This window comes from Nocardioides sp., assembly GCF_036493135.1.
GTDB lineage: Bacteria > Actinomycetota > Actinomycetes > Propionibacteriales > Nocardioidaceae > Nocardioides.
This window is the reverse complement of sequence record NZ_DASXQG010000045.1, coordinates 1-11,906: the sequence shown is the minus strand read 5'-3', so window position 1 is coordinate 11,906 and position 11,906 is coordinate 1. Positions and strand designations below refer to the sequence as shown.

At 71.2% G+C, this 11,906-nt stretch carries 12 protein-coding genes; 8 read left to right on the top strand and 4 right to left on the bottom strand.

What is annotated here, in order from left to right; translation table 11 throughout:
• The first annotated feature begins 26 nt into the window (after positions 1-26).
• Together VGJ24_RS07115 and VGJ24_RS07110 are read left to right on the top strand one after the other, a co-directional pair.
• Positions 27-884, top strand: coding sequence for a GNAT family N-acetyltransferase (locus VGJ24_RS07115; protein WP_331499819.1), 858 nt, complete (start codon positions 27-29; stop codon positions 882-884).
• A gap of 64 nt (positions 885-948) precedes the next feature.
• Positions 949-2,721: a proline--tRNA ligase gene (locus VGJ24_RS07110; protein ID WP_331499817.1), complete on the top strand. Its 1,773-nt coding sequence runs from the start codon at positions 949-951 to the stop codon at positions 2,719-2,721.
• 63 nt (positions 2,722-2,784) lie between these two features.
• Here the strand turns inward: VGJ24_RS07110 and VGJ24_RS07105 are convergent, their stop codons facing one another.
• Entirely contained in the window at positions 2,785-3,612 is an 828-nt protein-coding gene (locus tag VGJ24_RS07105) for an aminoglycoside phosphotransferase family protein (RefSeq protein ID WP_331499816.1), read from the bottom strand.
• Between the two features lie 22 nt (positions 3,613-3,634).
• Between VGJ24_RS07105 and VGJ24_RS07100 the strand changes: the two genes are divergently transcribed.
• Complete coding sequence (locus VGJ24_RS07100; RefSeq protein WP_331499815.1) at positions 3,635-4,333, top strand: HAD family hydrolase; 699 nt, start codon at positions 3,635-3,637, stop codon at positions 4,331-4,333.
• A 300-nt stretch (positions 4,334-4,633) separates the two neighbouring features.
• Here the strand turns inward: VGJ24_RS07100 and VGJ24_RS07095 are convergent, their stop codons facing one another.
• The gene (locus VGJ24_RS07095; RefSeq protein ID WP_331499814.1) at positions 4,634-5,065 is read right to left on the bottom strand and encodes a DUF4439 domain-containing protein; all 432 of its coding nucleotides are present in this window, start codon (positions 5,063-5,065) and stop codon (positions 4,634-4,636) included.
• The gene (locus VGJ24_RS07090) at positions 5,062-5,511 is read right to left on the bottom strand and encodes a hypothetical protein (RefSeq protein ID WP_331499813.1); all 450 of its coding nucleotides are present in this window, start codon (positions 5,509-5,511) and stop codon (positions 5,062-5,064) included. The genes VGJ24_RS07095 and VGJ24_RS07090 overlap by 4 nt, the downstream gene beginning before the upstream one ends.
• Positions 5,512-5,642: 131 nt before the next feature.
• Here VGJ24_RS07090 and rimP point away from each other — a divergent pair, with 131 nt between their 5' ends.
• The 3 genes from rimP to VGJ24_RS07075 are packed head-to-tail and all read left to right on the top strand — an operon-like array spanning position 5,643 to position 7,794.
• Positions 5,643-6,113 carry a ribosome maturation factor RimP gene (gene rimP / locus VGJ24_RS07085; protein ID WP_331499812.1) on the top strand — a complete coding sequence of 157 codons (471 nt, stop codon included), beginning with the start codon at positions 5,643-5,645 and terminating at the stop codon, positions 6,111-6,113.
• Positions 6,114-6,116: 3 nt separating this feature from the next.
• Positions 6,117-7,082: a transcription termination factor NusA gene (nusA, locus tag VGJ24_RS07080; RefSeq protein ID WP_331499811.1), complete on the top strand. Its 966-nt coding sequence runs from the start codon at positions 6,117-6,119 to the stop codon at positions 7,080-7,082.
• Positions 7,072-7,794: an aspartate/glutamate racemase family protein gene (locus VGJ24_RS07075; RefSeq protein ID WP_331499810.1), complete on the top strand. Its 723-nt coding sequence runs from the start codon at positions 7,072-7,074 to the stop codon at positions 7,792-7,794. The genes nusA and VGJ24_RS07075 overlap by 11 nt, the downstream gene beginning before the upstream one ends.
• A gap of 31 nt (positions 7,795-7,825) precedes the next feature.
• On the opposite strand, the gene VGJ24_RS07070 is transcribed toward VGJ24_RS07075, so the two are convergent.
• On the bottom strand, positions 7,826-8,557 hold the full coding sequence (locus tag VGJ24_RS07070; protein WP_331499809.1) for a hypothetical protein: 732 nt from the start codon (positions 8,555-8,557) through the stop codon (positions 7,826-7,828).
• 71 nt (positions 8,558-8,628) lie between these two features.
• On the opposite strand from VGJ24_RS07070, the gene VGJ24_RS07065 reads away from it, so the two are divergent.
• A complete protein-coding gene (locus VGJ24_RS07065) occupies positions 8,629-8,943 on the top strand; it encodes a YlxR family protein (RefSeq protein ID WP_331499808.1) in 315 nt (104 codons plus the stop codon).
• A gap of 140 nt (positions 8,944-9,083) precedes the next feature.
• On the top strand, positions 9,084-11,870 hold the full coding sequence (gene infB, locus VGJ24_RS07060) for a translation initiation factor IF-2 (protein ID WP_331499807.1): 2,787 nt from the start codon (positions 9,084-9,086) through the stop codon (positions 11,868-11,870).
• The last annotated feature ends 36 nt before the right edge of the window (positions 11,871-11,906 follow it).

Below are 11,906 nucleotides of genomic sequence, written 5' to 3'. Positions count from 1 at the left end.
GCTCCTATCCGCGTAGGCTCACCGGCGTGACCCTGTCCAGGTTCCGCGCGCGTCACGGAGTGAATGTGCTCGGGCCCGCCGACCTCACGGACTTCCTCGAGCTCACCGGACGCAGCCCGGTGATCAACGCGTTCGCGGAGTACCGCGCGCGCAGCACCAACCTCGAGCCGCGGCTGCTCGCCGGCGAGGTCTGGGGTCGGTACGACGGGGGTCGGCTCGTCGCCGCCTGCCACGTCGGCGCCAACCTGGTGCCGATCGAGTGCACACCCGACGACGCGCGCGCGTTCGCCGAACGCGCGCTGACGCGACCGCGCTCGGTGGTCACCATCGTCGGGCCGCAGGACCAGGTGTGGCCGCTGTGGGACTGCCTCTCCGACGCATGGGGTCCGCCGCGCGAGACCCGGTGGGACCAGCCGCACCTCGAGCTGGCCGGGTCCCCGCTCGTGGAGCCCGACCCCGCAGTACGCCGTACGACGCCGGACGACTTCGCCATGCTCTACCCGGCCTGCGTGGCGATGTACACCGAGGAGGTGGGCGTCGACCCCGAAGCCGACGGGGGAGCACCCATCTACCGCTCGCGCGTTCGCCAGCTGATCGGCCTCGGCTGGTCGTTCGCGCGGGTCGAGGACGGCCGCGTCGTGTTCAAGGCCGAGGTCGCCCATGCGACACCCGCCGCCGCGCAGATCCAGGGTGTCTGGGTGGCGCCCGACCGTCGAGGTCAGGGGCTCGCCGCCCGCGGCGTGGCCACCGTGGTCGAGGCATGTCGTCGCGACGTCGCGCCGGTGGTGTCGCTGTACGCCAACGTCTGGAACGAGCCCGCCCGCCGCGCCTACGAACGCGTCGGGTTCCACCAGTCGGGCACCTTCGCGACCGTGATGTTCTGATCCGGCGCCGGGGGCGATCGAAACCACTTCGTCGCCGGCCGGGGGCCGACCGTAGGCTTCCGCCATGAGCACCGTCCTGCGCATGTCCAGCCTCTTCGTCCGCACGTTGCGCGACGACCCGGCGGACGCCGAGGTGCCCTCCCACAGGTTGCTGCTCCGGGCGGGCTACATCCGCCGCAACGCCCCGGGCATCTACACCTGGCTGCCCCTCGGCCTGCGGGTTCTTCGCCGTATCGACGCGATCATCCGCGACGAGATGGACGGGATCGGGGCGCAGGAGCTCCTCTTCCCGGTGCTCCTGCCCCGCGAGCCCTACGAGGCCACCGGTCGATGGAGCGAGTACGGCGACAGCATCTTCCGGCTCAAGGACCGCAAGGGCGGCGACTACCTGCTCGGTCCCACCCATGAGGAGATGTTCACCCTCGTGGTGAAAGACCTGTACTCGTCGTACAAGGACCTGCCCCTGTCGATCTACCAGATCCAGAACAAGTACCGCGACGAGGCGCGTCCGCGGGCCGGGCTGCTGCGTGGCCGCGAGTTCACGATGAAGGACTCCTACTCGTTCGACATCGACGATGCCGGCCTCGATGCGTCGTACCAGCGACACCGCGACGCCTACATCCGGATCTTCGACAAGCTCGGCTTCGAGTACGTCATCGTCAAGGCGACGTCGGGTGCGATGGGTGGCTCGAAGTCCGAGGAGTTCCTGGCCAAGGCGGCGGTCGGCGAGGACACCTACGTCCGGTGCACCAACTGCGACTATGCCGCGAACGTCGAGGCGGTCCAGGTGCATCCGCCGGCGCCGGTCGCGTACGACGACGCGCCCCAGGCGCACGCGGAGGAGACGCCGGACACGCCGACCATCCAGACGCTCGTCGACCACCTCAACGAGAAGTACCCCCGCGACGACCGTCCCTGGACGGCGAGCGACACGCTCAAGAACGTCCTCGTCGTGCTCAAGCACCCCGACGGCTCCCGCGAGCCGATCGCGATCGGCGTACCCGGTGACCGAGAGGTCGACCAGAAGCGCCTCGGCGGGCAGCTCGAGCCGATCGAGGTCGAGCCGATGGACGAGGCCGAGATGGCGAAGCACCCCACGCTGGTCAAGGGCTACATCGGCCCCGCGACCCTGGGGGAGAAGCAGCCTTCCGGCATCCGCTATCTCGTCGACCCGCGGGTCGTCGAGGGCACGCGCTGGGTGACCGGCGCCGACGTCACGGGCAGCCACGTGCTGGACCTGGTCGTGGGCCGCGACTTCACGCCCGACGGCACCATCGAGGCCGCCGAGGTCTGGGACGGCGACCCCTGCCCGAACTGCGAGGTCGGCACTCTCGAGACGGCGCGCGGCATCGAGATGGGGCACATCTTCCAGCTCGGACGCAAGTACGCCGACGCACTCGGCCTCCAGGTGCTCGACGAGAACGGCAAGCTCGTCACCGTCACCATGGGCTCCTACGGCATCGGTCCCTCGCGGGCCGTCGCCGCCATCGCCGAGGGCACCCTCGACGAGCTCGGCCTGTGCTGGCCCCGCAACGTCGCCCCGGCCGACGTCCACCTGGTCGCCACCGGCAAGGACGAGGCCATCTTCGCGGCCGCCTCCAGGATCGCCAGGGAGCTGGCCGCGGACGGCGTCACCGTCCTGTACGACGACCGCGAGAAGGTCAGCCCCGGTGTGAAGTTCAAGGACGCCGAGCTCATCGGCGTCCCCACGATCGTCGTGATCGGCCGCAACCTCGCCGACGGCACGATCGAGGTCCGCGACCGCCGCTCCGGCGAGCGCGAGGAGATCCCCTTGGACCACGTCGTCAACCACCTGGTGCGCATGGTCCGCTCCTAGCCCGAGTCGGCGCAGAGCGACGTCGATTTCGCGCCGAGTCGGCACGTGACGACTCGGCGGTGGTCAGCGTTCCAGACGGGCGACGATGCCGGCGAGGCCGCTCTCGACGTACGACGGCTGGTCGGTGTCGAGACCGTGGAGCACCTCGTGCCAGGGGCCGAGGAGGTGCCAGTCACGGGCCCGGGCGAGCAGGTCCTCGTCGGGTCGGTACGCCACCACCACGGCCTCGGCGAACGCCGCGCTCGACCCCAGCGCCGTCCATGCGAGATCCACCGCCGGGTCGGTGAGACACGTGTCGCCCCAGTCGATGACTCCGCCGATCTGCTCGCCCACGACCCGGATGTGCTCGGAACCCAGGTCGCCGTGCACCAGACGGCTCGCGGTCTGCCTGGTGGTCATCCGGTCCAGGAGGGCCCGACCACTCGAGCCGGCACGGTCGGGCAGCAGCGGGAGCACGAGGCGCTCCATCCGGGCCAGCGTGCCCTGCAGCTCGCCGCGGGCCGCGTCCGAGTCGCGGGCACCCTGGTGCACGGCCTCGTCAGGATCCACGGAGTGCAAGGCCCGGAGGAAGCTGCCGATGGCAGCGCCGTGCGCGGGCGACGTGCCGGGACATGCATCGCCCGGCAGGTACTCGTGGCGCACCGTGAACGGGTCCTCCGAGACGATCTCGGGGACGGGGATCGGCAACGGCAGAAGGGGAGCCAGCCAGGGCAGCAACCCCACCTCACGGCGTAGCTGGGGCTCGCGGTCCGGGTACCGCGGAGCCCGGTCGACCCAGCGTCCGTCCACGAGGGTGACGCGGTTGTCCCAGCCGCCGTCGAAGTCGTCCGCCACGGTCGGACCCCACCAGTCCCGGGCGGCGGACCGCAACACGATTTCGAGCCGCAGCACACGTCGTCCTAGGGTCGGGGCCGTGGAGCTCGATGCGGTGATCTTCGACTGGGGCGGCACCTTGACCCGCTGGCACGACATCGACTTCCACGCCGAGTCGCTCGCCCTGGCCGCGGCCGTCACGACCTCCGGGCACGATCCCGAGCAGTCGCGCGCCGCGCTGCACCAGGCCGGCGACGTGGTCTGGGGCAGGTCACGCGACCGCCAGCAGAGCGCGACCATCGCGGACCTGTTCGAGGTGGCCGGGCTCGACCACGATCCGGCGCTGCTCACGGCGTACCGCGAGTTCTGGGAGCCGCACACCCATACCGACCCCGCGGTGCGGCCGCTGTTCGAGCGGCTGCGGGCAGACGGGCTTCGGATCGGCGTGCTCTCGAACACGATCTGGCCGCGCGAGTGGCACGTCGCGTTCTTCGAGCGCGACGGGGTCCACGACCTGATCGACGGCGACGTGTACACCAGCGAGATTCCCTGGACCAAGCCCTCACCGCGCGCCTTCCGCGCGGCGATGGAAGCCGTCGGCGTCGGCGACCCGGCCCGCTGCGTGTACGTCGGCGATCGGCTCTTCGACGACGTCTGGGGAGCCCAGCAGGCGGGGATGCACACGGTGCACATCCCGCTCAGCACCATCCCGTCGGGCCAGGTGGGACACACCGAAGGAAGGCCCGACGCGGTGGTCCATGCGCTGTCGGAGTTGCCCGCAGCCCTGGCCGCTCTCTGAACTTCATCTTTTGGCATTGCACAAACATGAGGCACGAACCGTTGCCCTTGTGTGGCGCCCGCGTTGCATGATTGTGCATGACGGGTCATGGATCACCCCCCCATGGATCCTGACCCGGGCCGATTCCCCCCAAATTGGCCAGGCGCCTGGTGCTTCGGGGAATGTCTCGGGAATTCCTCGGAGCACCAGGCGTCCGCCCCTGGCCCGTCTGGGCCGGGGGCCTCTTCCGTTGCCCGGCCCGACTCTTCCGGCCGTCTTGTCCGGCCGTCTTGTCCGGCCGTCTTGTCCGGCCGTCGTCCGTCAGGCGTCGAGCCCCGGCAGCGGCTCGGGTCGCCCGCCGAACGCTCTCTCGCCGACGGCGGTGGCTGCCAGTGCCACGACCGCCCAGAGCCGGTCCGGCCCCGCGCTCGCCGCGACCAGTGCGGCGTACGTCGTGACGCAGGCGCGTTCGATGCGGAGTGCCTCGGCCTTGATCTGGTCGGCGTTGGTCAACGGTCGCGGCAGCCGGTACGCCGGCTCGGCGGCGACCGGGTGACCTCCCGCGGTCGTCACCATCGTCCGCAGCTGGTTGCGGCGCTCCAGGTGCACGTCGTACGCCGCAGACAGCGCGGAGCGCAGGGGAGCATCCGACAGCTCCGAGGCCCGGCCACCCAGGGCGCCGAACACGAAGATCGCGGCGTGCTCGGCCGCCAGCGTCCGCTGGAGCGCGTCGACCGATGACGTCGTGCTCACGACGCGTCCCCGAGGACGGGCTGCATCCGGATGCCCGCGGCGATGGAGGCGAGGACGCGCGCGAGGTCGCCGTTCTGGCAGGTGACCGCCCAGTGCGTGAACCGCTCGGCCGCCCGATGCTCGCGGGCCACCGTCTGGGCCGGCGTCAGCGGCCGGCCGCGCCGTGTGGTCGACGCCGGATCGCCGTCGAGCGCGGCCAGCTGCACGCGGTGGCAGGCAACCAGGGAACCGGCGCCGGCGGTCGCCGAGAGCCGGAGCACCAGGCCGGACAGCTCCGCACGGGCGGCCTGCACGATGTGCTGGTCCGGGTCGCTTGGCGGCACCGCGGTGGGCGTCGAGGACGACCCGGGGTCGAGGTCACAGCCGCCGAGGAGGCCGGCTCCCAGGACTCCCACGGCACCGCCGAGACGCAGCAGCGCACGGCGCGACAGAAGGGAGCCCGACACGCCCGCGACCCTATCGCCGGGCGCCTCGCGGACCGGCTTCCGCACGCCTCGCTCGTCCCCCGTTCGGCGAGATGGTGAGGCATCCGGCACCCGCTATCGTGGGCCACGACAACAGCACAGGAGGTGGCGTCGTGAGCCCGCTCAGTCCGGACAGCTCCCGCATCTCCGGTGCGCTCCGAGATCCGCTGTCCGTGCTCGGCCTCGATCTCGAGGCCGTGGAGCTCACGCCCGCCGGCAAGAAGCGCGTGCTGCGGGTCGCGGTCGACAAGGACGGCGGCGTCACCCTCGACGACATCGCCGAGGCGACCCGCGCGGTCTCCCGAGAGCTCGACGGCGAGGACCTGATGGGCGAGCGGGCCTACACGCTCGAGGTGACCTCGCGGGGCGTCGACCGGCCGCTCACCGCGCCGCGTCACTGGCGCCGCAACCACGACCGGCTGGTCCGGGCCGCTCTGCGCGACGGCACCCAACTGACCGGGCGGGTCGGTGAGAGTGACGAGTCCGGAGTGACCCTCGACGTCTCGGGCACACCGCGCCGACTGGAGTTCGACGCCATCGCGAAGGCGCTGGTCCAGATCGAGTTCAACCGGAAGGACCGCTAGGCCATGGACATCGACCTGACGATCCTGCGCACCCTCGAGCGCGAGAAGGAGATCTCCTTCGATGTCCTCGTCGAGGCCATCGAGCAGGCGCTGCTGACGGCGTACCACAAGACCCCGGGCGCGGTGGAGCAGGCGCGGGTTCAGCTCGACCGGAAGAGCGGCCACGTCACCGTGTTCGCCGCCGAGCTCGACGACGAGGGCAACCAGATCGCGGAGTACGACGACACCCCCGAGGGCTTCGGGCGGATCGCGGCCACGACCGCGAAGCAGATCATGCTGCAGCGGCTGCGCGATGCCGAGGACGACGTCCGGTACGGCGAGTTCTCCGGCAAGGAGGGCGACCTCATCTCCGGTGTCATCCAGCAGGGCCGCAACCCCGACGACGTGATGGTCGACCTCGGCAAGCTCGAGGCGCTGCTGCCACTCGGCGAGCGGGTCCCGGGGGAGCGCTACCAGCACGGTGAGCGGATCAAGTGCCTGGTCGTGTCGGTGCGCAAAGGGATGCGCGGACCACAGATCACGCTCTCGCGCTCACACCCCAACCTGGTGAAGAAGCTCTTCGCGCTCGAGGTGCCCGAGATCGCCGACGGCACCGTCGAGATCTCCGCGATCGCCCGCGAGGCCGGCCACCGCACCAAGATCGCGGTCCGGTCGTCGACGGCGGGCGTCAACGCCAAGGGCTCGTGCATCGGGCCGATGGGACAGCGCGTGCGCAACGTGATGTCGGAGCTGCACGGCGAGAAGATCGACATCGTCGACTTCTCCGAGGAGCCCGCGGAGTTCGTCGCCAACGCCCTGTCGCCCGCGCGCGTGAGCAGCGTCGAGGTGGTCGACGCCGAGGCGAAGTCCGCGCGGGTGGTCGTGCCCGACTTCCAGCTGTCGCTCGCGATCGGCAAGGAGGGGCAGAACGCCCGCCTCGCCGCCCGGTTGACCGGGTGGCGCATCGACATCCGCTCCGATGAAGAGTGATGAGACGAGAGCGCCCCGGCTCCTCGGCGTCCTGGGCGGGATGAGCTGGACGAGCACCGAGATCTACTACCGGCTCCTCAACGTCGGCGTGGCCGAGCGACTCGGCGGGCTGCACTCCGCCCGCCTCCTGGTGCACAGCGTCGACTTCGAGCCGATCGCCGCCCGGCAGCACGCGGGAGACTGGGCGGGCACCGCCGAGATCCTGGCCGAGGCGGCGCGGGGCTTCGCCGCTGCGGGTGCCGAGGGCGTCCTGCTCGCCACGAACACGATGCACAAGGTGGCCGACCAGGTCGAGCGTGCGGCCGGTCTTCCACTGCTGCACATCGCCGACGCGACGGCGGCGGCGGTCACGGCCGCCGGTCTGGAGCGGGTCGGGTTCCTGGGGACGGCGTACACCATGGAGGAGTCGTTCCTCCTCGACCGGCTCGCCGGTCGCGGGGTCGAGGCCGTGGTGCCGCCCGCTCCGGCGCGGGCGGAGGTGCACCGGATCATCTACGACGAGCTGGTCCGTGACGTCGTACGCGAGACGTCACGCGCGACGTACCGCGAGATCATGGCCGACCTGGTGACCGACGGAGCCGAGGGCATGATCCTGGGCTGCACCGAGATCGGGCTGCTGGTGGGCGCCGACGACACGACGGTCCCGGTCTTCGACTCCACCAGGCTCCACGCCGAGGCCGCGGTGGACTGGATGCTCAGTCCGAGCCGCTGATCCGGTCGAGGGCGTCGACGGCTACCTGGCGTCAGGTCAGGAAGTCCTCGATGGCGGGCCAGTACGCCGGGTCCTCGTGCAGCGTCCCGTGCGCCGCGTCGGGCAGGTCCAGCACGGCGGTGTCCTCGGGCAGGAGCGCGAGCAGGCGGTCGGTGCGGGCGGGCCGGACCACATCGTCACGCCCTGCCCGGACCACGAGCACCCGGGCGGTCAACCGGTGGGCGACCGCCGCGGAGTCCCACCGGTCTCGGAGCAGGTGGCGTACCGGCAGCCACGGGAACAGGTCGGCCCCCGTGGCGACCAGGCTGTCGAACGGCGTGATCAGGACCAGCCGCTGGACCGCACGGCGCACCGCGACCTGCATCGCCACCCCGCTACCGAGGCTCCGGCCGGCCACGTCGACCGGACCCGCGTGGCGAGCGGCGGCGAAGTCGTGGACGACCATGGCGTCCTGGGTGAGGACCCGTTCGCCGGGCGTCCCCTCGCTCGCGCCGTACCCGCGATAGGCGACCAGGTACGACGTGTGGTCGGGGAACCGGCGCCCGAGCTCCGGCACGAGCCACTCCACGCCCTCCCCGTTCCCGCCGAAGTAGACCAACGCGTGCTCGCGGCCCGGGTTGACCTCCCAGCCGCGCAGGGTGACCCCGTCGACGCGCAGCTGGAGGTCCGTCCGCTCCGCCGGTAACCGGGTCGCGGCGCCCGGATACACCAGTCGGCGCGCCACCGGGGCCAGCAGGGTGGCGAGCGGACGCAGCGGAGGCACGGGCGCACGATAGCCGCGCCCGCCACGGCCGGTTCGGGGAATACGGCCGCCGCGGGGTAGGGTTGGGGACAGTGGTTCGCGCATCGGTTTCTCCTGCCTCCACGCCGGTCCTAGGACCGGTACGGACGTGCATCGGGTGTCGAGAGCGGGCCGCGAAGAGCGAGTTGTTGCGGGTGACCGCCGGCTCGGATGCCGACGGCCGACCGGCCGTGGTGCCCGATCCGGCAGCCACCCGGCCCGGGCGAGGGGCGCACCTGCATCCCACCTCCGCGTGCTACGACCTCGCGGTACGCCGTCGAGCGTTCGGCAGGGCCCTTCGGGTCACCACCGGGCTGGACAGCGCACCGCTGGCGTCGTACCTCGCCTCACTCGTGACACAGCAGTGACCGAAGACCGACAGATCAGGACTGGAGCAGCAGCTCATGAGCGCTCGATGAGTACCTCCCGATGAGTTTGCAACACCCACCAACGGTCTGAGATCCACCCCTCGCGAGAGGGAAGCGGGTCTTGGGCCAGAAGGAGAGAAGTGGCCAAGACCCGAGTACACGAGCTCGCCAAGACCTACGGCATCGAGAGCAAAGAGGTTCTCGACAAGCTGAAGGAGATGGGCGAGTTCGTCAAGTCTGCTTCCTCGACGATCGAGCTTCCCGTCGAGATGAAGTTCAAGAAGACCTACGGCGACAACCTCCTTGCCGCCCGGGCCAAGGCAGAGCCGGCCGATGCGCCCGCCGAGAAGCCGGCGGCGAAGAAGGCCGCGCCGAAGAAGGCGGCCGCGGCTGTCGAGGACACCGCGCCCGCGGTCGTCGACGAGACCGTGCTGGGCGAGCCGGAGACCTCGGCTCCCAAGCCCGGCCCGCGTCCGGCGGCCGAGGCCACCGACGAGCCCGACGCACCGGCCGAGCCGGAGACGCCCGAGGCACCCGCGGCCCAGGCAGCCACGCCGGCCCCGCCGGCACCACGCCCGGCCGCACGCCCCGGTACGCCGCGTCCGGGCAACAACCCGTTCGCGTCCAGCCAGGGCATGGGTCGCCGTCCGGCACCCGTGCCACGCGAGACCGAGGACGACGACAGCCGTCCGCCGCGTCCCGCGAACGGCGGCCGACCCGGCATGCCGCGCCCCAACCCGGCGATGATCGCTCGCAACCCGAGCACCTTCGGTGCCAACCGCGGCCCCGGTGGCGCGGGTGGCCCGGCGGGTGGTCCCGGTCGCGGCGGTGCGCCCGGTCGTGGCGGCGCACCCAGTCGCGGCGGTGCCGGCGCTCCCGGTCGCGGCGGCGTCGGCGCGCCCAGCCGTGGCGGCGGTCCCGGTGGCGGTGCCCCGGGCCGTGGCGGTCCCGCGTTCGGCGGTGGCCCCGGTGGCCGTGGCCGTCCCGGTGGCCGTGGTCAGACGCAGGGCGCGTTCGGCCGTCCCGGCGGTCCCTCGCGTCGTGGTCGCAAGTCGAAGCGGGCGCGTCGCCAGGAGTTCGAGCAGATGGAGGCGCCGACGATCGGTGGCGTGCGTGTCCGCAAGGGCAACGGCGAGACCGTCCGTCTCGCGCGCGGCTCCTCGCTGACCGACTTCGCCGAGAAGATCAACGTCGACGCGGCGTCGCTGGTACAGATGCTGTTCTCGCTCGGCGAGATGGTGACCGCCACCGAGTCGGTGAACGACGCGACCCTCGAGCTGCTCGGTGAGGAGCTCAACTACGTCGTCCAGGTCGTCTCGCCCGAGGACGAGGACCGAGAGCTGCTCGAGTCGTTCGACCTCGAGTTCGGCGAGGACGAGGGCGATGAGGCCGACCTCGTCGTCCGTCCGCCGGTCGTCACCGTGATGGGTCACGTCGACCACGGCAAGACCAAGCTCCTCGACGCCCTCCGCTCGGCCAACGTGGTCGACAAGGAGGCCGGCGGCATCACCCAGCACATCGGCGCCTACCAGGTGGGCACCGAGGTCGACGGTGCGGAGCGGGCGATCACCTTCCTGGACACCCCGGGTCACGAGGCGTTCACGGCCATGCGTGCCCGCGGGTCGCAGTCGTCGGACATCGCGGTCCTCGTGGTCGCTGCCGACGACGGCGTGATGCCCCAGACCGTGGAGGCGCTCAACCACGCCAAGGCGGCCGAGGTGCCGATCGTGGTCGCGGTGAACAAGATCGACAAGCCGGATGCCGACCCGACCAAGGTCCGCGGCCAGCTGACCGAGTACGGCCTCGTCCCCGAGGAGTACGGCGGCGACACCATGTTCGTCGACGTCTCGGCCAAGTCCGAGCTCAACCTCGACAAGCTGCTCGAGGCGATCGTGCTGACCGCCGACGCGTCGCTCGACCTGCGCGCCAACCCCGAGCAGGACGCCCAGGGTCTCGTCGTCGAGGCTCACCTCGACCGAGGCCGCGGTCCGGTCGCGACGGTGCTGGTCCAGCGCGGCACGCTCCGCGTGGGCGACTCGATCGTCGCCGGTCCGGCGCACGGCCGCGTCCGTGCTCTCCTCGACGAGCACGGCGAGCCGATGGACGAGGCCTTCCCGGCGCAGCCGGCGATGGTGCTCGGCCTGTCGGCCGTGCCCGGTGCGGGTCAGAACCTCCTGGTCGTCGAGGACGACCGGATGGCCCGCCAGATCGCCGAGAAGCGGGAGTCCCGCGAGCGGGCGGCCATGCAGGCGCAGCGCCGGGTACGCCGTACCCTCGAGGACTTCATGGCATCCATGGAGAAGGGCGAGAGCCAGGAGCTCAACCTGATCCTCAAGGGCGACGTGTCCGGTTCGGTCGAGGCCCTCGAGGACTCGCTGGCCAAGATCGACGTCGGCGACGAGGTGTCGCTGCGCGTCATCGACCGCGGAGTCGGTGCGATCACCGAGACCAACGTCATGCTGGCTGCGGCCTCCGACGCGATCATCATCGGCTTCAACGTGCGCCCGCAGGGCAAGGCGACCGAGCTGGCGGACAAGGAAGGCGTCGAGATCCGCTACTACTCGGTCATCTACAACGCGATCGAGGAGATCGAGGCGGCGCTCAAGGGCATGCTCAAGCCGGAGTACGAGGAGTCGACACTCGGCCAGGCGGAGATCCGCGCGATCTTCCGCTCGTCGAAGATCGGCAACATCGCCGGCTGCATGGTCACCAGCGGCGTCATCCGGCGCAACGCCAAGGTCCGCGTGATCCGCGATGGTGCGGTCGTGGCAGACAACCTCGACCTGGCCTCGCTGAAGCGGGAGAAGGACGACGCCTCCGAGGTCCGCGAGGGCTTCGAGTGTGGTCTCGTGCTGCGGAACTACCAGGACATCAAGGAGGGCGACATCGTCGAGGCCTTCGAGATGCGGGAGATCCCGCGCGCCTGACCCAGCACGTTCCAGGGTGTCGGTTTCACCGCTGAT

Coding starts and splice junctions, on each gene's coding strand:
- VGJ24_RS07110 (WP_331499817.1), top strand. CDS start 949: ATGAGCACCGTCCTGCGCATGTCCAGCCTCTTCGTCCGCACGTTGCGC.
- nusA (WP_331499811.1), top strand. CDS start 6,117: ATGGACATCGACCTGACGATCCTGCGCACCCTCGAGCGCGAGAAGGAG.
- VGJ24_RS07075 (WP_331499810.1), top strand. CDS start 7,072: ATGAAGAGTGATGAGACGAGAGCGCCCCGGCTCCTCGGCGTCCTGGGC.